The organism is Roseateles sp. So40a (genome assembly GCF_048081605.1).
Taxonomy (GTDB): Bacteria; Pseudomonadota; Gammaproteobacteria; order Burkholderiales; family Burkholderiaceae_C; genus Roseateles.
This window is the reverse complement of the sequence record NZ_CP182288.1, coordinates 2193303-2213688: the sequence shown is the minus strand read 5'-3', so window position 1 is coordinate 2213688 and position 20386 is coordinate 2193303. Positions and strand designations below refer to the sequence as shown.

The window sequence follows — 20386 nt, the reverse complement described above, 5'->3', positions numbered from 1 at the left end:
CGTCAGGATCTCAGCAGCCGCAGGTCGTAGATGCCGCCCGCGATCGAGCCCGGCGCGGCGACGAAGCGCACTCTCAACGTGCCATCGGCGGGGCGCGGCCAGTCTTCAGGGATCGGTAAATCCAGGTCGTAGAAGGTCGATTCCGTGCCCTGCCGCGAGCCCTCACCCCCACCCCTCTCCCGCTTCGCGGGCGAGGGGCTCTCGGCCGAGGACTTCAGCGTGAGGTCAGTCAGAAGGCGGTCGTTGAGCCAGACAGCGAAGCGCCGGCCGTCGTCAGACGGGGAACACACCAGGCGCAACACACGGCCCTCGCGCTTGGGATCGTTCAGGCGGTAGCTGAACCAGCCCGTCGCATGGCGCCATCGACGTCCTCCATTCAAGCCGGTGTCGACGCGATCGCCCTCGAAGCCGTGATCGCTCTCGGGCTGTTGCTCGCCGGGCGCCACCGCGTCCACCGTCCGCGCCTGCAACGCGATGCGCGCTTGCTCGTCACGCGCGATTCGCTCGCGGCGCTCGCGCGCCTGCTGCGGCGTGCTCACTGGCCAGTACAGCATGTAGCGGCTGTCGTGCACGCGGAAGAAGGGCTCGAGCACCAGACCTCGCATCGGCGCGCCATCCGGGCCTTGCAGCAGCGATCCCGTGCGGAAGCTCAGCGGGCGGCCCGCGATCGGTAGCAGGCGGCCGGAGAAGTCCGCCTCCGAGGTCACGAACAACGGCGCCTGCGCGAGCGGCACCCGTTCGCCCTGGGCGATGTGATCCATGCGGGCATCGCCAGCGCGGAACTCGAGGCGTTCCTCCGGCAGCGGCCTCGTGCGCGATGCCAGCACGATCGGGCCGTGCAGCACCGCCACATGGTCGGGGCGCGTCGGCATCGGCTCCAGCGTGGTGCGCATCGGCAGGCGCAGCGCGACGGTGTCGCCCGCGCGCCAGCCGCGTTCAAGCGTGACGTAGCCACCGGGTCGCGCGTCCTCAGCGCTCAGCGTCACGGGGCGGCCGTTGACCGTCACACGCAGGGCGCCCCGTCTGACCCAGGCCGGATGGCGGATCTTCAGCGCGAAGCGGCGCGAGGGCGTTGCCTGGTCTGCGGCGACGGCATCGATGACCAGCCGCGTCGCGGCTTCGTCCGGGAATCGCGTGAGCTGGCGCAGCGTCACGCCTTGCTCGCGCCAGTCGAGCGATGAGGCGGCAAAGAGATTGACGTACAGCGTCGGGGTCGGGCCATCGGCCTGCGTGTAGATGAACTGGCCATGCCGCGCGTGGCTCTCCAGGCCGGACCCCACGCAGCACCACATGCCCAGGTCGACCTGCGAGTAGACGCGGTAATGCTGCGGTCGCATCGGCGTGAAGTACACGAAGCCGCCCGACGGATGCTGCGAGGCCAGCACGTGGTTGAAGAGGGCGCGTTCGTGGAAGTCGGCGTAGCGCGCTCGGGATGCATCGTCCGGCGCATGTGCATGCAGCAGCTCGGTGAGCTTGAGCATGTTGTAGGTGTTGCAGGTCTCGGGACCTTCCACCTCATCCAGCATCGGCTGGAAATCATCCAGCGCGTGGAAATGCTCCTTCACGCTGTTGCCGCCGATCGCTACGCTGCGGCGCGCTTCCACCGTGTGCCAGAAGAATCGGGCGGCCTCGAGCATTGAATCGTTCGAGCTTTCGGCCTCGGCGATGCGCGCGAAGCCGATCACCTTCGGGATCTGCGTGTTGGCGTGCAGCCCGGTGAGCGCGTCATGCCGGGCCAGCAATGGATCGAGGATCGCGCGATGCGAGAAGCGCGTCGCCATCGCGCGGTAGCGCGTATCGCCGGTGATCTCGGCCAGGTCGACGAAGAGCTCGTTCATGCCGCCGTGCTCGGCGCGCATCATGTCCTGCAGTTGTGCGTCGCTCAGCGGTTCGAGCAAGCCGAGTGCCCAGCCGCCCAGATCCACGAGCATCGTCCGCGCGAGCGGCTCCTCGCACAGCACCCACGCGTCGCGCAGACCGGCGAAGGTCTTGTGCAGGTTGTACCAAGGCACCCAGCGGCCATTGACCGAGAAGCTGTCGACCTTCAACTCCCCGCGCGCGATCTCGCGCCACGCGGTCCGTCCGTCCGGAATGCCGCCGAGGTAGCCATCGCCCTGCGCGAGCTGGCAGGCCCGCAGCTCGCGCAGCACCTGGCGCAGGCGCGCGGTGACGGCGTCGTCGCCGGTGCTCGCGGCCATCATCGCCAGCGCTGACACGTAGTGCCCGCCCATGTGGCCGTCCAGCCCGCTGCTTTCCCAGTTGCCGTAGGACGGCTTGGGCAAGGGCAGGCCGGCCTCGCGGCGGAACGGCGCGAGCAAGCGGTCGGCATCGAGCGCCATCAGGTAGCGCAGGTCCGTGCGCTGCGCCTCCAGCAAGGGCCCGTCGAGCAGCCGCACGCGCGAGAGCGGCATGCGCCGCGCGGCGGAGAGCGGAACATCGCGACGCGATGGATTCGCCACGTCCAGGGCCGCGCCGCTCGTCGCCCTCGCGTCCTTCGCCAGCAGCGCGCCGAAGCCGGGGCCGACCCCGGCGCCCACAGCGCACAGGCATCGCTGCAGGAACGCGCGCCGCATCAGGTGCCCGTGCGGATGGCCCAGACCGACACGCCCGCGGCCGATTGCGCCGTCAACGTGACCGCGAACGCCCCGGCATTGGTGTTCCATTGCCGCGAGAGCACGCCCGCGAAGCTGCCGCCCGAGGTCCCGCTGCCGCTCAGCGTCAACGCGACGCGGTTGCTGCCCTGGTGCGACCACGTGCCCGTGGCACCGCCGCTCACCGTGCCATCCGCCGCGAGCGTCACCGCCACCGAGGTCTTGGACGTCGGCGTGATGTCCAGCCCGTGGTTGATCAGCTTGTAGCTGCCCGCTGCATCGATCGCGCCCACCGTGGGCGAGGCAGCCGGAACCGCGAGCGACAGCGGCGCGTAGCGCAAGGGGGCGGCCACGAGCCAGTCATCGGCGTTGAGGAACATCTCGTGGACGCGGACCTGGTGCAGCTCGCCGCTGCCGGGGAAACGCGTGTGGAAGATGAGGAAGTACTGCCCCGTCGCCGCGTCGAGATACGCCGAGTTGTGCCCCGGCGAGACATAGCCCAGCGCGGTCCCGGACTCGCCGCTGGCCAGCGCCCATTGATGGCCGCCCATCAGCTTCTGGCCATGCGGCGTGATGCTGGCGTCGTCGAAGAGCGTGCCCGGCGCGCCCTTGACCGTCGCCATGTCGGTGCCGCGTCCGTCGACATAGGGGCCATCGGGATTGCGCGAGCGCGCCACGCGCAGGTTGTAGCCGCCGTTGGCGTCCAGCCCGCCGAAGCTGCAAAACAGGTAGTAGTAGCGCGAGCTCGGGCTGTAGAGCACGTAGGCACCTTCGATGCGCGCGTGGTTGCCGCCCATCAGGTGCTTGCCGTAGCCCTGGCCCGCGAGCGGCAACCCGCTCGTCTTGTCGATCTCCAGGATGAAGAGACCGCCCGAGTACGAGCCGTAGATCATCCAGAGCCGCCCGGTCGCGTCCTTGAAGACCTGCGGGTCGACGACGTTGGGATGGACCGTCGCGTCGTAGATCGTGCCGTCCTCGCTGGCCTGGCCCCACTGGCCGGACTTCAGCAGGATCTGCTGGTTCACGTAGGGTCCCTGGACCGCGTCCGCGACCGCCACGCCCAGCGCCGATCGCGGCGAGTCGCCCTTGCAGGCGCAGTAGTACATGCGGTACTTGCCGTCGTCCAGCCGCGCCACGTCCGGCGCCCACAGGCCGGTGACCTGCGCCCAGGCGAAGGTGTCGGCCAGCGCCGTCGTGACCTTGTTGAACAGCGGATTGGCGTCGTTGACGCCGTCGGCGACCGCGGCCCAGTTCATGAGGTCGGTCGACTTCGCGGCCGCCAGGTGCGAGCCGAACACGTAGAACGTGCCGTCCGCGCGGATCACCGACGGGTCGTGCACCGAGACCTCGGCGAAGGGGATCGGCGGCTGCGACGGGGCGGGCGCAGGGGCTGGTGCTGGTGCCGGCGCGGGAGCGGGCGAGGGGGCCGGTGTCGGTGACGGCGCCGCAGCCACCGCCGACGACGTCGATCCGCCGCCTCCACCGCAGCCCGTCAGGGCGAGCGCCACCGCGCCGCCGTGCGCGAGCAGGGTGCGTCTGTTGAGTTCGCTCATGGTCAGTCCTCCAGCGCGACGACGACGATGGACTTGGGAGGCAGCGGCAGGCTCAGCGTCCCGCCCGCGGCCTTGGCCTCGTACGCGACCGGCTGCACCGCCTGCGGCTGGGCGAAGGTGTTCTCGCTGTCCATCGCCGCGGCGCTCAGCACGCGTCCGACCGCGCGCGTGGCGCTCGCGCCCTGCAACGCGAGCTTCACCGTCTGCGCCTCGCGCGGATTCACGTTGAGCAGCGCCAGGTACAACTTGCCGTCCTTGCCGCGCGCCGCCGAGGCGCTCACCGTCGGCAGCGTCTTGCCCGCCAGCGCGTACGCGGGGTTGCCGGCCAGCGTCGAAGGCAGCGTCGTCGCGTCCTGGAAGGGCGTATACATCGCGAAGGCGTGATACGTCGGCGTCAGCACCATGCGGGTCTTGTCCGTCAGGATCATGGCCTGCAGCACGTTGACCATCTGCGCGATGTTGGTCATGCGCACGCGGTCCGCGTGTTCATGGAACATGTGGAAGTGCAGGGCGGCGAGCATCGCGTCGCGCATCGTATTGCGCTGGACCAGGAATCCCGGATTGCTGCCCGGCTCGGGGTCGTACCAGCTGCCCCATTCATCGAGCGCCAGGCCGATGCGCTTCTGCGGGTCGTTGCGGTCGAGCACCGCGATGTTGGCTTCCACCGTCTTGCCGAAGTCCTGCGCCTGCGCCAGCAGCCAGATCCAGGCCGACTCGTCGAAACCGACCGCCGGTCCCTTCTTCTCCCATTCGCCGCCCGGGAACGAGTAGTAGTGGTGGCCGATCAGGTCGAAGTTGAACTTGATGTTCTGCGTGGAGAGCACCTCGGTCCAGCGCGTGTCCTGCGCGTTGCCGCCGCTGGCGACGAACTGCGGCTTGTTGCCCGGCGGCGTCTTGAGGAAGGTGGCGACCTGGCGGTACTGGTTCGTGTAGTACTCGGGCGTCATGTTGCCGCCGCAGCCCCAGGCCTCGTTGCCCACGGCGAAGTAGCTCACCTTGAAGGGCTTGTCGCGTCCGTTCTTGCGGCGCTGCTGCGCGAGCGTGGAGCTGCCCTCGGCGGTCATGTACTCCAGCCACTCGGCCATCTCCTGCGCGCTGCCGGTGCCGAGGTTGCCGTTGACGTAGGCCTCGGCACCGAGCTGCTCCACGAGATCGAAGAACTCGTGCGTGCCGACGGCGTTGTTCTCGGGCACGCCGCCCCAGTGCGTGTTGACCTTCACCGGCCGCTTGCCGCGCGGGCCGATGCCGTCGCGCCAGTGGTATTCATCGGCGAAGCAGCCGCCAGGCCAGCGCACCAGCGGCACCTTCAGCGCCTTGAGCGCGCCCACCACGTCCTTGCGCCAGCCGCGCACGTTGGGGACCTTGGAATCGGGGCCCACCCACATGCCTTCGTAGATGCCGGTGCCCAGGTGCTCGGCGAACTGGCCGTAGACGTTGCGGTGGATCACCGGACCGGGCTTGCCGGCGTCGATGCTGAGTTGCACGTCGGCCGCCGCGGCAGGGAGCGACCAGGTCGTAGCCGCCAGCGTCAGGGCGAGCCAGGTCGCCTTCAGGGGGAATCGCATGCTTGTCTCCTTCGTTCTTGTCGGGGTCAAGCCGGTCCCTCTGTGGGGATCTCGGCAAGGGGTGAGGACGGCCACGGCCGCTGGCCCTCACCCCTCCCTCTCCCGCAAGCGGGCGAGGGGGCAACTCAATGCGAGTGCCGTGGGACTGCCGAGCCGCGGCAGCCGCGCAGGAAGTCGAAGTCGCAGCCTTCGTCGGCCTGCAGCACGTGCTGGACGTAGAGCTTGCGATAGCCGCTCAGATCGGCCGGATCGGGCTGCTGCTTCGTGGCCCACTCGGCCAGGCGCGCTTCGAGCTCCGCGTCGGAGATATCCAGATGCAGCCGATTCCCCGCGCAATCCAGCTCGATCCAGTCGCCCTCGCGGACCACCGCCAGCGGGCCGCCGGCCTTGGCCTCGGGCGCCACATGCAGCACGACCGTGCCATACGCGGTGCCGCTCATGCGCGCGTCGGAGATGCGCACCATGTCCTTGATGCCCTGCGCCAGCAGCTTGGGCGGCAGGCCCATGTTCCCCACCTCGGCCATGCCCGGATATCCCCTGGGCCCGCAGTTCTTCATCACGAGGATGGAGTCCGCGTCGACCTCCAGGTTCGGATCCATGATGCGCGCCTTGTAGTCCTCGAAGTCCTCGAAGACCACGGCCCGCCCGCGATGCTGCATCAGCGCGGGCGTGGCCGCCGAGGGCTTGAGCACCGCGCCGCGCGGCGCGAGATTGCCACGCAGCACGCAGATGCCGCCGTCCTCGATCAGCGGCTTGACGATCGGACGGATCACCTCGTCGTCGTAGATCGGCGCGTCATGCACGTTCTGCCAGAGCGTCTTGCCGTTGACCGTCAGCGCATCCTTGTGCGGCAGCAGGCCGTGCTCGCCCAGGCGGCGCAGCACCGCGGGCAGCCCGCCGGCGTAATAGAACTCCTCCATCAGGAAGCGTCCCGACGGCAGCAGGTCCACCAGCGTTGGCGTGCCGCGGCCGATCGCGGTCCAGTCCTCGAGCTCCAGCGGCACGCCCACCCGTCCGGCGATCGCCTTCAGGTGGATGACCGCATTGGTCGAGCCGCCGATCGCCGCGTTGGTGCGGATCGCGTTCTCGAAGGCCTCGCGGGTGAGGACCTTGGACAGGCGCAGGTCCTCCCAGACCATCTCCACGATGCGCATGCCCGACAGATGCGCCAGCACGTAGCGGCGCGCGTCGACGGCCGGGATCGCGGCGTTGTGCGGCAGCGAGGTGCCCAGCGATTCCGCCATGCAGGCCATCGTCGACGCCGTGCCCATCGTGTTGCAGGTGCCGGCCGAGCGCGAATGTCCCGCCTCGGCGGCGATGAAGTCGTGCATCGAGATCTCGCCGGCCTTGACCTGCTCGTGCAACTGCCAGACCGCCGTGCCCGAGCCGATGTTCTTCCCGTTGAGCTTGCCGTTGAGCATCGGCCCGCCGGTCACGACGATGGTCGGCAGGTCCACGCTGGCCGCGCCCATCAGCAGCGCGGGCGTGGTCTTGTCGCAGCCCACCAGCAGCACCACCGCGTCCATCGGATTGCCGCGGATCGATTCCTCGACGTCCATGCTGGCCAAGTTGCGCGTCAGCATCGCCGTGGGGCGCAGGTTGGACTCGCCGTTGGAGAACACCGGGAACTCCACCGGATAACCGCCGGCTTCCAGGATGCCGCGCTTGACGTGCTCGGCAAGCTTGCGGAAGTGCGCGTTGCACGGCGTCAGCTCGGACCAGGTGTTGCAGATGCCGATGATCGGCTTGCCGTCGAATTCATGGTCCGGGATGCCCTGGTTCTTCATCCAGGACCGGTACATGAATCCGTTCTTGTCCTGCGTCCCGAACCACTCGGCGGAACGCAGCTTGATCTTCTTCTTGGCCTCGGTCATTGCAGGTGTGGTGTGTTGTCTCCGAAGCGGATGCTAGGGAGACGGGTGATTCGGATCCAATCAAAACTTCCGGGATTCCGATATCCAATCGGATATCACGCCAGCCCGGCGTCGCCGAAGTCCGGCAGGCCGTCCGCGGTCCAGCGCAGGCGCTTGACGTAGGTGTGGCGGTCCGGGTTCCAGAGCGGGTCGCCCTCGATCTCGGTGTAGGTCCGCGCGTGATAGACCAGCAGCACCGTCTCGCCGTCCTCGTCCAGCGCGAAGCTGTTGTGGCCCGGGCCGAAGATCGAGCGCGACGGGCTCGAGGTCAGCACCGGCGTGGCCGACTTGGTCCAGCTCGCCGGATCCAGCGGATCGGACGCCTCGTCCATCCACAGCAGCCCCATCGCGTAGTTCTCGTCCGTGGCGCTGGCCGAGTAGCTGATGAACACCTTGCCCCCGCGCTGCAGCACCGACGGCCCCTCGTTGACGAGGAAACCGCGGCATTCCCAGTCGTACTCCGGCCGGCTCAGCATCACCGGCGGTCCCGACAGCAACCACGGCGTGGCCATCGGCGCGATGTACAGATTGGAGTTGCCGGCGATCCCGACATCCTTCTGCGCCCACAGGTAATACAGCTGCCCGCGGTGCTCGAAGGTCGTCGCGTCCAGGCAAAAGGTGTCGATGCCGCTGTCGACCTGGCCGAGGAACTCCCACTCGCCCGTCATCGGATCGGGCGAGCGGTTGCGCAGCGCATACATCCGGTGCTGGAACAGGCCGCCGACGATCTCGCGGCTCGGGGCCGCGGCGAAGTAGACGTACCAGGCGCCTTGGCGGAAGTGGAGTTCCGGCGCCCAGATCAGCTCGGACCACCGGCCCATGTCGGGCTTGCGCCAGATCATGCGGGCCGGCGCCTGGGCCAGGTCTTGCCAGCGATCGGCGGCGCGGAGCTCCACCCCGTCGTACGCCGGCACCGACGCGGTGAAGAAGTACCGCGCCCGTCCCCCCCCGTCCACATGGCGGGTGAGGTGGGGGTCCGCCCGTTGGGGGATCAGCGGCCTCAACGTGGGGGAGGGCGTCGGGGAGGGCGTGGGGACTTCGGTCACGTCGGGGGCATTCACGTCAGAGGCGCTCGGGTCGATCACAGCTTCCAGCGCAGGCCCAGGGCGACGGTGCGGTCGTAGTAGCGGACGTCACGCACCAGCGACGGGTTCTTGTCGAAGTAGTCGTGATACGCCTGGTTGAGCAGGTTGGTCACGTCCAGCGACACCGTCAGGTTCTTCGTGACCTCGTAGCCCAGCGACGCGTCCAGCGTGCGCAGCGGCGCGACCCACAGCTCCCGGCCGGTGGTGCGGTACGGGTATTCGGCCAGGAACTTGCCGCGCCAGTTGTAGGCCAGGCGGCCGTAGATGCCGTTGCGCTCATACAGACCGACCACGTTGTAGGCCTTCTTGGACTGGCCGAGGAAGGGGCCCTCGGTGCCGTCCGGCGCCGTCTGCTTGCCGGTCATGAAGGTGAAGTTCGCCTCCATCCCGAAGCCGCCCAGCCAGCCGGGCAGGAAGTCGTAGAACTGGCGGTAGCTCAGCTCGTAGCCATGCAGGTCGGCGCGGTTGACGTTGACCGGCTGCGTCACGCGGTACAGCACGCCGTTGACCGTGGTCTCGGTGGTCTGTGTCGTGATGCGGTTCTTGAACTTGTGCTGGAAGGCCGTGCCGGTCAACGAGCCGGTGCGGGCGAAGTACCACTCCAGCGCGACGTCGGTGTTGTCGGACTCGGTGGGCTTCAGGTTGGGGTTGCCGCCGGCCAGCGTGCCGTAGGTGACGCCGCCGCCCGGGGGCGTGTTGGTCTGGCCGGGGTTGTAGTCGACGAAGTTGGGACGCTCCAGCGTCTTGCCCCAGACCAGCCGTCCGACCAGCTTGGGCGTGAGCTCCGCGCGCATGGACAGCGTGGGCAGCGCGTCGGTGCGCGTCGTGTCCACCAGCACCGGCGTCACCTGGTTCGTGGAGGCATCGCGGGAGTTGCCGCGCAGCGTCTGCTCGGTGCGGACGACCCGCACGCCCGCCACGCCCGACACCGGCACGCCCAGCGCGTCGAAGCCGAACTTGGCGCGGCCGTAGATCGCGCTGGTCTTCTCGGTGTCGTCGAACAGCGTCATCGGGTCGTACGGCGTCAGCGCCGTGCTGCCGGTCAGCATTTGGCGGAAGGCCTCGCCGTTGTCGAGCAGCCAGTCCCGCGACGCGAAGACGTACTGCTTGACGCCGAAGTCGCCCCAGGTCTTGGGCGCCACCTCGTAGATGCCGGGGAAGTTGCTCAGCGTCTGGCCGACCGCCGAGAACGAGGTCGTCCACGGCATGTTGCTGTTGATCGACATCGCATCGCGCTTGGCCAGGCGCACGCCCGCGCTGAGCTCGCGCAGGAAGCCGTCGCCCATGTCGTAATCGGCATCGGCGCGCCAGTCGGTGGACTTGCCCTCGCGGCGGCCGCGCACGTCCACGCCGCCGTTGATGCGGAAGTTGGCCGCGTTGGTCAGGTCCAGCCCGGGATAGTCGATGAAGCCGCCGCCGTCACGCACCGCCGCGACGGTGCTGGTCGGGCTGTAGCCGGTGTCCAGGATGCGGTTGACCCAGTCGATCTGGCTGCGGGTGCGGGCGACCTCGGTGCTGAGCTTGAGCTTGTCGCTGACGCGCCAGTTGCCGCCCAGCGCGAGCTGGTTGTTGCTGGCCTCGTCGTGCTTGGCCTGCGTGGAGGTGAAACCCCAGCCCGGGTAATTCGTGTTGGTCGCGGTGTCCAGGTTGTTGGTGCCCGGCTTGGTCGTGATCACCGTGCCCGGCGCGGGGACCCAGCCCAGCACCGGATCGTTGTTCATGCCGATGCCCGCGACCAGGAAGGACTGCTGGTAGCGATGGTCGATGCGGGTGCCGAAGCCCTCGAGGTAGATTTCCGAGTCCTTGCTCGGCTTCCACTGCAGCGCGAAGTTGCCCGCCACGCGCTTGCGGTCGCCCAGGTCGAAGACGCGGCCCATCGCGTCCGTGCCCAGGACCTTCTCGGTGCGGCCGGGGACGGTGATCAGCGCCGGATCGCCGACGAAGGCGCGTTCATCGTGGTACTGGCCGCGCTGGTAGGACAGCCCGATCAGCGCGCCCATCTCGCCCAGGCCGGTCTTCCAGCGGTTGGAGGCCATGCCCGAGACGTCGGGGTTGTTCTTCTTGGCCTTGTCGCGGTGTTCCTCGCGGGCGTTGATGAACAACTGCGCGTCCTTGAAGTCCAGCGGCCGGTTGGTCCGCACGTCGATGACGCCGGCGGTGCCGCCCTCGGGCAGCGAGGCCTCCTGCGTCTTGTAGACGTCGATGCGCTTGAGCATCGTGGCGGGCACGTCCGCCAGGTAGAGGCTGCGGCCGGAGTCGGAGAAGAACTCGCGTCCATTGAGCAGGGTCACCACGCCGCCCAGGCCGCGGATGATCACGGAGCCGGCTTCGCCGTTGCCGCGCTGGATCTGCACGCCGGTCACCCGGCCGAGGATCTCCGCCACGTTCTTGTCGGGGAACTTGCCGATGTCCTCGGCGACGATCGAATCGACCACCTGGTCGCTGTTCTGCTTGATCGTCTGCGCGGACTCCGCCGAGCGGCGCATGCCCGACACGACCACGGTGTCGAGCTTGTTGTCCTCGGCCTTCTTGTCCTCCGCCTTCTTCTCGTCGGCGGCAGGCGAAGTCTGGGCGTGGACCGGGACCTGGAGGATCGCCCCCAACAGGGCGGCTGCGACCACGGTGCCCCGCGGCGCGAATGGGATCTGGCTCATTGTTGTCTCCGTCGTTTTTCTGGCTTGTCAACCCGGAAGCCGGGCGACTCCACAACCCCCGTAGGGTTGTTGTCGAGCGGAGCAGATGCTAGGGAGGCGAGCGATCCTGAGCCAATCACATTTTCCGGCTCCCCAATGCCGTTTCCGGCATCAGGGACGACCCCGATGGCGGCCTTCCGGGGGGGTCCGGACGGTTTCCGGCGATACAAACCGCCGTAACCGGTCGTTTCGACTTCCGCCAAATGGGGGGTAGCGCCCCCTCCAAGAGACCTATAGATGGGGATGGTGTGTGACAACGTTGGCAGGCCAAATCGGCAACATGTGGTCACAAGTGTTTCCGGAACCACCCCTCAGGGTTCCCCCTTGTTGGGGGGCGACGCAAGTGACCAACGCCATATCATGCGGACCTTCTCCGGCGAAGCAGTAAAGGGTGATTGACGACCGAGCCGGAGACCATCGGTCAGTCGAAGCAGGGAGGCCCTATGGAAGCAGTGTCCGTTGCCCGTTCATTCGAGGCGGCAGGAAATGGCGGCTACGCAGCGCCGGCGGTGAAGCGCCGGGTGTTGCTGGTCGACGATCACGAACTCGTGCGCGCGGGCATCCGCACGCTCTACCAGACGCTGGACGAGATCGACATCGACTGGGTCGAGGCGGCGTCGCTGCAGGAAGGCCTGCAGGCCTACGGCGACGGCGGCGCGGTGGACGCGGTGCTGCTCGACCTGAACCTGGGCGACTGCAAGGGCCTGCAGGGCCTGCGCCAGTTCATGGAAGCCTTCCCGGACGCCCGCGTCGTCGTCTTCAGCGGCACGCAGGATGAATTCGTCGTGCGCCAGGCTCGCGCGCTGGGCGCGGTGGGCTACCTGCCCAAGGGCGCGATGATGGCCGAGATGCGCAGCACGCTGCGCGCGCTGCTGGCCGACGGTCAGCGTCATCGCCAGGCGCAGACCGGCACGCTGTTCCCGCGCTTCCCGTCCTCCGCGATGTACGACCGCGTGGCCGAGCTGGGCCCGCGTCACCTGGAGATCCTGGAGCTGGTCCTGTCGGGCTGCAGCAACCAGGAGATCAGCAACTCGACGCAGCTGTCGCTGGGCACGGTGAAGAACTACGTGTCGTCGCTGCTGCTGGCGCTGGACGTGAAGTCGCGCTCGCACATGATCAGCCTGTTCCGCTGACGCGGTGGCCACGACGGTCCCCCGAGGCGGCCCACGGAACGAGGACCCGGCACCGGATACCTCCTTTCCGCCGACCGAGATCCTCCTCGATTCGCCGGGCGTCCTGGACGTGCCGGCGATCGCCGTTTCTGGCCGCCCGTCCGCGCAGGCGGCTGCCGGTGCTGTGGCTGCGGCCTCGCCCCGCGCGGGCGAGGCCGCACCCGAAGTTGCTCCCACCCCGGTCTCCGCCCATGCCGCCGGACCGGCGCCGCGTCCGCGCCGTTCCAAGCGGCCGCCGCGGCCCGCGCTGTTCGTGGCCGTCGCCGGCGCGGAGCACACGACCGACGAAGCGGTCCAGGAGGGCCGCCGTCGCGAGCGCCGCGCCATCGCGCGCCGGCTGCAGGACGCCGGTTTCGTCGAGGCCTGGAGCCACTGGCCCTGGCTGCTGACCGCCGTGGCGGTGCCGCTGCTGTCGGCGCTGCTGCGCGGCACGCCCACACCCGGCCTGGTCATCTGGATCATCGGCACGATGGCGCTCGGGCTGGGCTGCGTGCTGACGGCGCGTTCCCTGTCGCGCCGTCCGGCCAAGCCCTTCGAGCACCGTGCCGGTCTCACCGACCGCGAGGGCCGTCGGCTGCTCATCCTGCAGGCCGCGGGTTGCCTGGCGCTGCTGTGCCTGCATCCGTGGCTGGCGGAGTCGCCGGGCTCGCGCGGCCTGCTCACCGGGCCGCTGCTGGCCGCGTCCGCGGCGGTGCTGGGCGTGCTGCTCGGCCCGATGGGGCGGGGTGCCGCGCTGATCGGCCTGCTGCCGGCCTCCGAGGGCCTGGCACGTCTCTTCGATCCGTCCGCGCGGCCCGGCGCGGGGCCGGTCTGGTTCCTCGCCGCCGCGGTCATCGCGGGGCTGGCCATCCTGGAACACCACCGCTGGCAGCGCAACAAGCGCCTGCTGATGGAGCAGGACCTGCGCCTGGGCGCGCTCGAATCCGAGCGCGACGGCGCGATCCGCGCGGACCAGGAGAAGAGCCGCTTCCTGGCCATCGCCAGCCACGACCTGCGCCAGCCGGTGCACGCGCTCGGGCTGTTCGCGGCGAGCCTGGAACGCCGCCTGCAGGGCACCGAGGAAGAGCCGCTGATCCGCAACGTGATGCGCTCCATCGAAGGACTCGAGCGCTCGTTCAACGCGATGCTGGACATCTCGCGGCTGGACGCCGGCACCGTCGAACCCAACCTGCAGCACTTCCCGCTGCGCGACCTGTTCCGGCGGCTGCACATGCATTACGCCGGGCAGGCCGAGGGCGCGGGCCTGGGGCTGCGCTTCTCGCCGGGCGGCAAGTCGGTGACCAGCGATCCGCAGCTGCTGGAGCGCATTCTGGGCAACCTGATCCAGAACGCGATCAAGTACACCGAGACCGGCGGCGTCGTGGTCGTCGCGCGCTCGACCGCCACGCACCTGAACCTTGAGGTCTGGGACACCGGCATCGGCATCAAGTCCACGGACCTGCCGCGGATCTTCGCGGAGTTCTACCAGGTCGGGCAGAGCGAGCGCAGCCGCACGCAGGGCCTGGGCATGGGCCTGGCGATCGTCAAGCGCCTGGCGCACCTGCTGGGCTACCGGCTGATGGTGGCGTCGCGGCCGGGCAAGGGCACGATGTTCCGGCTCAGCATGCCGCTGGGCGGGCTGCCGGAGATCCCCGAGTTCACGACCGCCGCCGACACCGTGCCGATGCCGGTGATGGAGCCGCGCTCGGTGCTGGTGATCGACGACGAGGAACCCATCCGCATCGGCCTGCAGCTGCTGCTGGAGGAGTGGGGCTACGAGTCCATCATCGCGGCCACCGCCGCCGAGGCCGCCGACGCGGTGCGCGCGCGGGCCGAGCCGCCTGACCTGATCCTGTCGGACCTGCACCTGGGCGACGGCCCCGACGGCATCGCGGCGATCCGCGCGGTGCGCGAGCTCTGCCGGATGGAGGTCCCCGCGATCCTCGTCACCGGCGACACCAGCCGCGAGGAGTTGCGCCGCGCCACCGAGAGCGGCCACACCGTGCTCTTCAAGCCGCTGCAGCCGCGCAAGCTGTTCAACGCGCTGCGCGGCATGGTGTCCTGAGGCCGGCGGGCGGACTGCGCGCGCGTGCCCACGCGTGGCGCCTACAGTAACGCGCTCTTCACGCCGCCTCACGATGACCACGCCGTCCACCCCGCCCGTCACGCCTCCCACCGCCAACGTGCCGACCGCGCGCCGCCTGTTGGCCGCGGCCTGGGCCCTGCGCGTCCAGTTCTTCGTCTCCGGCGCGCTGTTCGCGACCTGGGGCGTGCACGTGCCCACGGTCAAGGCGCATTACGGGCTGGGCGAGCAGTCGCTGGCCATCGCGATGCTGGCCTCGGGCGTGGGCGCGCTGCTCGCGCTGTCGCAGGCCGGACGGGTCGTCGCGCGATTCGGTCCGCGCGGCGTGGCGGGCCTGACCGGCGTGCTGTGCGCCGCGGGCGTCTCGCTGCTGATCACGCCGAGCGTCTACCTGGGCCTGGTGGGGCTGCTGATGCTCTTCGGTGCGACGGCCAGTCTCTTCGACGTCGCCATCAACGCCGAGGCCACCGAGATCGAGCACCTCGCCGGCCGGCCGCTGATGAGCGGCTTCCATGCGATGTTCAGCCTGGGCGGCATGGTCGGCGCGGGGGTGGGCAGCCTGCTGCCGATGCTGGGCTGGACGCCGGGCACGCACCTGCTGGTGGCCTGCGGCACCGGGGTCGTGCTGATCCTGGGCGCGTGCGCCGCGATGTTGAAGATGACGACCGAGGCCGGCGAGAAGCAGCCGATGAGCCTGCCGCGCGGCGTGCTGGCGCTGATCGGCACGCTGGCCGTGCTCGGCCTGATCGCCGAGGGCGCGATGTACGACTGGAGCGTGCTGTTCATGAAGCAGGAGCGCGGCAGCGATGCCACGATCTCCGCGCTCGGTTACGCGAGCTTCAGCCTGGCGATGGCGCTGGGCCGCTTCGGCGGGGACTGGGTGCGGGCGCGGGTCGCGCCGGTGCCGCTGATGGTCGCGAGCGGACTGCTGGCCGCCGCGGGCATGGCCACGGCGCTGCTCGTGCCGCTGGCCGACGCGGGCCTGCTGGGCTTCGCGCTGGTGGGCCTGGGCCTGTCCAACGTCGTGCCGGTGCTGTTCAGCGCGGCGTCCAAGGTGCCCGGCGTCAGCGCCGCGCACGGCATCGCGGCGGTGTCCTCGCTGGGCTACCTCGGCATGATGGCCGGTCCGCCGCTGATCGGCATGATCGCCGAGCACACCTCGCTGACGGCCGGCCTGTCCTGCGTCGTGTTCTTCGCCGTGATCATGGCGATGAGCGCGAGCCGGGCCCTGGGCGTCACGCAGGCGCCGCGCGCGGCGGCGCGGACCGCGTAGGGATCGTGTACGGACCGCACAGGAACCGTGCCCGCGCCGTGTAGGCAATCACCCGACACGCGCTTGCGGCGAAACCCTCGCCGCGCTTGCGGTCTTGCCGTCGTGACCCGGCCCGCGGTCGTCCCTACAGTTGATCCTGACAACGGAATTCGAGCTTTCGTTGTTCATGCTTCTCTCTCGCATGGTCCGCCTATTCCCTCTGCGGGCGGACGAACTTTCGGCCCTGGTCGTGAGACCAGGGCCTTTTCTTTTGCTCAGCGGGTGATCACAGCTGGCTCATGCCACCGTCGACGATGATCTCCGTCCCGACGATGAAGGCGGATTCAGCGGCGGCCAGGTGCAGCACGGTGGAAGCGACTTCCTCGGAGGTGCCGAAGCGGCCCAGCGGGATCTGACCCAGGATGGCGGCGGCGGTGGCGTCCAGCGTCGCGGCATCCATGCCCAGCTTGCCGTACAGCGGGGTCTGGATCGGGCCGGGGCTGACGACGTTCACCCGCACGCCCACCGGCAGCAGCTCCGCCGACAGCGTCTTGGCCATCGAGATCAGCGCCGCCTTGCTGGCCGCGTAGATCGACGAGTTGGGCATGCCGATGCGCGCGTTGATCGAGCCGTTGATCACCACCGACGCCCCGCGGCGCAGTTGCGGCAGCAGCGCCTGCAGCTGGAAGAAGGGGCCCTTGACGTTGGTGTCGAAGGTCTGGTCCCAGAGCGACTCGGTCGCGTCGGCGAGGCCGGCGAACTTGGCCACGCCCGCGTTCAGGAACACCGCGTCGACGAAGAGGTCGCGCTCGCGCAGCGTCTGGCCCAGCGCTTGCGCGTCCTCGATCTTGCCGGCGTCGTTGCGCAGCGTGATCACCTCGCCACCGATGGCCGTGGCCGCGGCGGCCAGGGCGGCCTCGTCACGGCCGGTGATGATGACGCGGGCACCTTCGGCGGCGAAGGCTTGCGCGGCGGCCAGGCCGATGCCGCTGCTGCCGCCGGTGACCAGGGCGGTCTTGCCGACGAAGCGGCGGGCGTTGTGAGCGGTGGCGGCGGCGGTGTTGGTCGTGTTGCTCATGATGTTTCCTTTCAACTCGTTCGGGGTGGTCGGCCGGGTGGGCCGGGTGGGTGGGTCTCGTTTCAGCGCTTGGCGCCTGGCGATGACTGAATGTTCGTCGCCGCGACCGAGGAAGTCGCGCCACAATCGCGATGCACTCATTCGAACGAATCGAACATGTTGAGTCAGGACGAACTGGCCCTGCTGGACGCCATCCGGACGACGGGCAGCCTGTCGCGCGCCGCCGCCGCGCTAGGCAAGGCGCCGTCGACGATCTCGCACGCGGCGCGCCAGCTCGAGACGCGGTATGACGCGCTGCTCTTCGACCGCCGCCGCTACCGGCTGCAGCTCACGCCCGCCGGCGTGCTGCTGGCCGAGGAGGCGCAGCGGCTGATGGCGGACATGACCCGGCTGAACACCCGGGTGAAGCAGGTCGCCAGCGGCTGGGAGGACCGGCTGACCATCGTCACCGACGAGCTGCTGGAGCTCGCCAGCTTCTTCCCGCTGATCGCCGACTTCGACAAGCTGGCCTCGGGCGTCGGACTGCGCTTCACGCATGAGGTGCTCGGAGGCACCTGGGAGGCCTTGCGAGAGGGCCGGGCGGATCTCGTCATCGGCGCGACCAACGAGCCGCCGGCCATCCCCGGCCTGCGCTGGTTCGAGCTCGGCCGGCTGGACTGGGTCTTCGCGATGTCGCCGCGTCATCCGCTGGCACGCGCCGAGGAACCGCTGTCGCGCGACCTCGTGCGCGCGCACCGGGCGGTCGTGGTCGCCGACACCTCGCGCGGCGCGAGCGCCCGCAGCTACGGTGTACAGGGCGGACAGGCGCAGTTGGCCGTGCCGGGGATGGCGGAGAAAGTGAGGGCGCAGGTCGAGGGCCTGGGCGTGGGCTGGTTGCCGCGTCACCGCGTCAGCGGGCTGATCGCGCGCGGTGAGCTCGTCGAGAAACGCACCGCCGATCCGCGCGAGCCCAACACGCTGTACGTCGCCTGGCGCGGCGACCACGCGGGCCGCGCGCTGACGTGGTGGACCGAACGCCTGCAGCAACCGCGGCTGGCCAAGCGGGTGGTGGACGGCGTGCCGATCGCCTGAGGCCGCGCGAGCTTGACGGCCCGCTTGCCTAAGATGCGGGCCCATGGACAGCAAGACTTCAGCGCCGCGGCTGCGCATCGACTGGCGCGGCCGGCCGACCGACATCGAGTACCGGTGGGTCAACGAGGACTCTGCCCGCGACGGCGCGGGCGAGGGCGCCGAGGCCTCGCCCGTGATGGTCTTCCTGCACGAGGGCCTGGGCTCGATCGCGATGTGGCGCGACTTCCCGGAGCAGCTTTGCCGCGCGCTGGGAATGCGCGGCCTGGTCTATTCACGGGCCGGCTACGGGCGCTCGACGATGCGGCCGCTGGATGAGCCCTGGGCGCCCGATTACCTGCACCGCCAGGCGCTGGAGGTGCTGCCGGCGCTGCTGGCAGGGGTGGGGGTCACGACACCACCGTGGCTCTTCGGGCACAGCGACGGCGGCTCGATCGCGCTGATCCATGCGGCGCATCGCGCGACGGCCGGTCTCGTGGTGGCCGCGCCGCACATCACGGTGGAGGATCTCTCGGTCGAGAGCATCGGCCGCACCGTCGAGTTGTATGAGGCGGGTTCCTTGAAGCGCAGCCTGGCGCGCTTCCATGACGATCCCGACTCGCCATTCCGCGGCTGGAGCGACGCGTGGCGCAGCGCCGAGTTCAAGGACTGGTCCATCGTCGAGGAGATCCGCGCGATCACGTGCCCGCTGCTCGCGATGCAGGGCGAGGGCGATGAATACGCGTCGATCGAGCAGATCCGGGGCATCGCGCGCGAGGTCCCGCAGACGCGCCTCTTCGAGATCGCCGACTGCGGCCATTCGCCGCACAAGGATCAACCCGACGCCGTCATCAACGCAGTCAGCGAGTGGTTCAAACAGACAGCAGCCCGAGCGTCATCGCTTTGAGCGTCGCCGCGGCGCGGGTGCTGCAGCCCAGCTTGCGGAAGGCGCTTTCGAGGTGGGTGCGCACGGTGGCGGGGCTGATGCCCAGGATCCTGGCGGCTTCCTTGTTGCTCTCGCCGATGGCGATGCGGGCGAGGACCTCGGTCTCGCGCGCTGAGAGCGTGATCGCCGCTGGGGCGGACGCCGCCGCCACGCGGCCGCGCTCGGCGCCGCAGACGGCCTCGGCGGCCTGAGGATCGAGCCGACCGGCGGCGATCTCCGCGCGCATCGCGGCGCGGGCCGTCTCGGCATCCATCGCGGAGGCACCCGGACGCGCGGTCCGTGCCGTGACCCAGGCCGCCGCCGCCGCGAGCACGCGTGCGGGCATCGGGATCGCCGCGCCGGCCACCCCGCGGAAAGCGCCCGATCCATCCATGCGCTCATCGACGTAGGAGGCGAGCTCCGCCTCCTCGTGCAACGCGGCGAGCCGGCGCGCCGCGCGCCCGGTCCAGTAGGGCATCAGGCGCAGCCGCTCGCGATCGGCCTCGCCGAGCCGGCGGCCCTCCTGCGGGGCCTGCCACAGCGCATTGGGCACCGACGCGCGGCCGATGCCGTGCAGCAGTCCCGCGCGATGCAGCCGCGCCTGCGCCGCGGCATCCCAGCCGAGCGACGCGCCCGCATCGCGGGCGGTGTCGGCGACGCGGCGCGAGAGTCCCGTCATCCAGGGCAGTTTCAGGTCGATGACATCGGCAACGAGCTCCAGCGGCGTGGTCAGCGCCGTGAACGCGCTGTCAATGTCGACGGTCTCGTGCGCGCCCGCGTCCAGCTCGGCCATCCACGCCGCCGCATGTCGCGCGACGAGCGCTGCCAGCGCCGGCGGGTACTTCGCGCCCGAGCGCTCCGCCACATGACGAAGCGCGGCGGGCAAGCCATGCACGCGCGAGAAGATCTCGAGATCGCCCGCCAGCGCCACATGGAAGACCACCGCGGGGACCTCGGCGCCCGGCAGGCCTTCCGGCTTGCCGCGCCCATCCCAGGTCTCGAACAGATGGCGCATCGCGCGCTCGATGCCGGCGGGCAGGCCCAGCAGCCGGGCGACTTCTCCGGCGACCTCGCAATGGATCAGCGCGGCCTCGCCCAGCGTCCCCGCCAGCGCGGAGGCCTCGGCCGCCGAGCCATTGGAGAGCATCGCGTCCCGGCCGCCGACGTCGTCGCCCATCAGCACGGAGAACTCCGGCGCGTTGGCCGTGCAGCCGGACCACCGCAACAGCGCGACGCAGGACGCGTGCGCCGGCGCCTCCAGCGCATCCCGGCCGACGACCAAGTCCTCGACCAGGCCTTCCGACACCGCCGCCGCGGCGATGCGCGTGGCCAGCCACGCGCTGCGGGTCGAGTGGTCGACCGGCTGCCCCATGCTGAGGTCGCCGACGAAGGCCAGCGCGCGCACGGCGTCGAGCACCGGGACGTGCGACGTGGGTGGGGGAAGGGCGCT

At 69.8% G+C, this 20386-nt stretch carries 13 protein-coding genes; 5 read left to right on the top strand and 8 right to left on the bottom strand.

Features of this window, described 5'->3' with window-relative positions; genetic code table 11:
• Positions 1-2 precede the first annotated feature (2 nt).
• The 6 genes from ACNI65_RS10215 to ACNI65_RS10190 all read right to left on the bottom strand — a co-directional run bounded on the left by ACNI65_RS10215 (position 3) and on the right by ACNI65_RS10190 (position 11361).
• Positions 3-2573: a beta-L-arabinofuranosidase domain-containing protein gene (locus tag ACNI65_RS10215; protein WP_416762802.1), complete on the bottom strand. Its 2571-nt coding sequence runs from the start codon at positions 2571-2573 to the stop codon at positions 3-5.
• Entirely contained in the window at positions 2573-4144 is a 1572-nt protein-coding gene (locus ACNI65_RS10210; RefSeq protein WP_416762801.1) for a glycoside hydrolase family 43 protein, read from the bottom strand. The genes ACNI65_RS10215 and ACNI65_RS10210 overlap by 1 nt, the downstream gene beginning before the upstream one ends.
• Before the next feature lie 2 nt (positions 4145-4146).
• Entirely contained in the window at positions 4147-5709 is a 1563-nt protein-coding gene (locus tag ACNI65_RS10205; protein ID WP_416762799.1) for an alpha-N-arabinofuranosidase, read from the bottom strand.
• 125 nt (positions 5710-5834) lie between these two features.
• Positions 5835-7583: an IlvD/Edd family dehydratase gene (locus ACNI65_RS10200; protein ID WP_416762798.1), complete on the bottom strand. Its 1749-nt coding sequence runs from the start codon at positions 7581-7583 to the stop codon at positions 5835-5837.
• Positions 7584-7678: 95 nt separating this feature from the next.
• Entirely contained in the window at positions 7679-8668 is a 990-nt protein-coding gene (locus ACNI65_RS10195) for a family 43 glycosylhydrolase (RefSeq protein ID WP_416762796.1), read from the bottom strand.
• A gap of 35 nt (positions 8669-8703) precedes the next feature.
• A complete protein-coding gene (locus ACNI65_RS10190) occupies positions 8704-11361 on the bottom strand; it encodes a TonB-dependent receptor (RefSeq protein WP_416762794.1) in 2658 nt (885 codons plus the stop codon).
• Positions 11362-11843: 482 nt separating this feature from the next.
• On the opposite strand from ACNI65_RS10190, the gene ACNI65_RS10185 reads away from it, so the two are divergent.
• The 3 genes from ACNI65_RS10185 (at position 11844) to ACNI65_RS10175 (ending at position 15907) form a co-directional block, all read left to right on the top strand.
• Positions 11844-12533 carry a response regulator gene (locus tag ACNI65_RS10185; protein ID WP_416762792.1) on the top strand — a complete coding sequence of 230 codons (690 nt, stop codon included), beginning with the start codon at positions 11844-11846 and terminating at the stop codon, positions 12531-12533.
• A gap of 4 nt (positions 12534-12537) precedes the next feature.
• Entirely contained in the window at positions 12538-14616 is a 2079-nt protein-coding gene (locus ACNI65_RS10180; RefSeq protein ID WP_416762790.1) for an ATP-binding protein, read from the top strand.
• A gap of 73 nt (positions 14617-14689) precedes the next feature.
• On the top strand, positions 14690-15907 hold the full coding sequence (locus tag ACNI65_RS10175; protein WP_416762788.1) for an MFS transporter: 1218 nt from the start codon (positions 14690-14692) through the stop codon (positions 15905-15907).
• Positions 15908-16172: 265 nt separating this feature from the next.
• On the opposite strand, the gene ACNI65_RS10170 is transcribed toward ACNI65_RS10175, so the two are convergent.
• Positions 16173-16964 carry an SDR family oxidoreductase gene (locus ACNI65_RS10170; protein WP_416762786.1) on the bottom strand — a complete coding sequence of 264 codons (792 nt, stop codon included), beginning with the start codon at positions 16962-16964 and terminating at the stop codon, positions 16173-16175.
• Positions 16965-17120: 156 nt separating this feature from the next.
• Here ACNI65_RS10170 and ACNI65_RS10165 point away from each other — a divergent pair, with 156 nt between their 5' ends.
• Positions 17121-18035 carry a LysR family transcriptional regulator gene (locus ACNI65_RS10165; protein ID WP_416762784.1) on the top strand — a complete coding sequence of 305 codons (915 nt, stop codon included), beginning with the start codon at positions 17121-17123 and terminating at the stop codon, positions 18033-18035.
• 43 nt (positions 18036-18078) lie between these two features.
• The gene (locus tag ACNI65_RS10160) at positions 18079-18918 is read left to right on the top strand and encodes an alpha/beta fold hydrolase (RefSeq protein ID WP_416762782.1); all 840 of its coding nucleotides are present in this window, start codon (positions 18079-18081) and stop codon (positions 18916-18918) included.
• Here ACNI65_RS10160 and ACNI65_RS10155 read toward each other — a convergent pair.
• Positions 18884-20353 (bottom strand): HD domain-containing phosphohydrolase, encoded by a 1470-nt coding sequence (locus tag ACNI65_RS10155; protein WP_416762780.1) that lies wholly within the window; start codon positions 20351-20353, stop codon positions 18884-18886. The two genes, ACNI65_RS10160 and ACNI65_RS10155, sit on opposite strands and share 35 nt — an antisense overlap.
• Positions 20354-20386 lie beyond the last annotated feature (33 nt).

Excerpts from the sequence above, each read along its gene's own strand:
- ACNI65_RS10170 (WP_416762786.1), bottom strand. The coding sequence starts at position 16,964 with ATGAGCAACACGACCAACACCGCCGCCGCCACCGCTCACAACGCCCGC.
- ACNI65_RS10215 (WP_416762802.1), bottom strand. The coding sequence starts at position 2,573 with ATGCGGCGCGCGTTCCTGCAGCGATGCCTGTGCGCTGTGGGCGCCGGG.
- ACNI65_RS10185 (WP_416762792.1), top strand. The coding sequence starts at position 11,844 with ATGGAAGCAGTGTCCGTTGCCCGTTCATTCGAGGCGGCAGGAAATGGC.
- ACNI65_RS10165 (WP_416762784.1), top strand. The coding sequence starts at position 17,121 with ATGTTGAGTCAGGACGAACTGGCCCTGCTGGACGCCATCCGGACGACG.
- ACNI65_RS10175 (WP_416762788.1), top strand. The coding sequence starts at position 14,690 with ATGACCACGCCGTCCACCCCGCCCGTCACGCCTCCCACCGCCAACGTG.
- ACNI65_RS10210 (WP_416762801.1), bottom strand. The coding sequence starts at position 4,144 with ATGAGCGAACTCAACAGACGCACCCTGCTCGCGCACGGCGGCGCGGTG.
- ACNI65_RS10200 (WP_416762798.1), bottom strand. The coding sequence starts at position 7,583 with ATGACCGAGGCCAAGAAGAAGATCAAGCTGCGTTCCGCCGAGTGGTTC.
- ACNI65_RS10205 (WP_416762799.1), bottom strand. The coding sequence starts at position 5,709 with ATGCGATTCCCCCTGAAGGCGACCTGGCTCGCCCTGACGCTGGCGGCT.
- ACNI65_RS10160 (WP_416762782.1), top strand. The coding sequence starts at position 18,079 with ATGGACAGCAAGACTTCAGCGCCGCGGCTGCGCATCGACTGGCGCGGC.
- ACNI65_RS10190 (WP_416762794.1), bottom strand. The coding sequence starts at position 11,361 with ATGAGCCAGATCCCATTCGCGCCGCGGGGCACCGTGGTCGCAGCCGCC.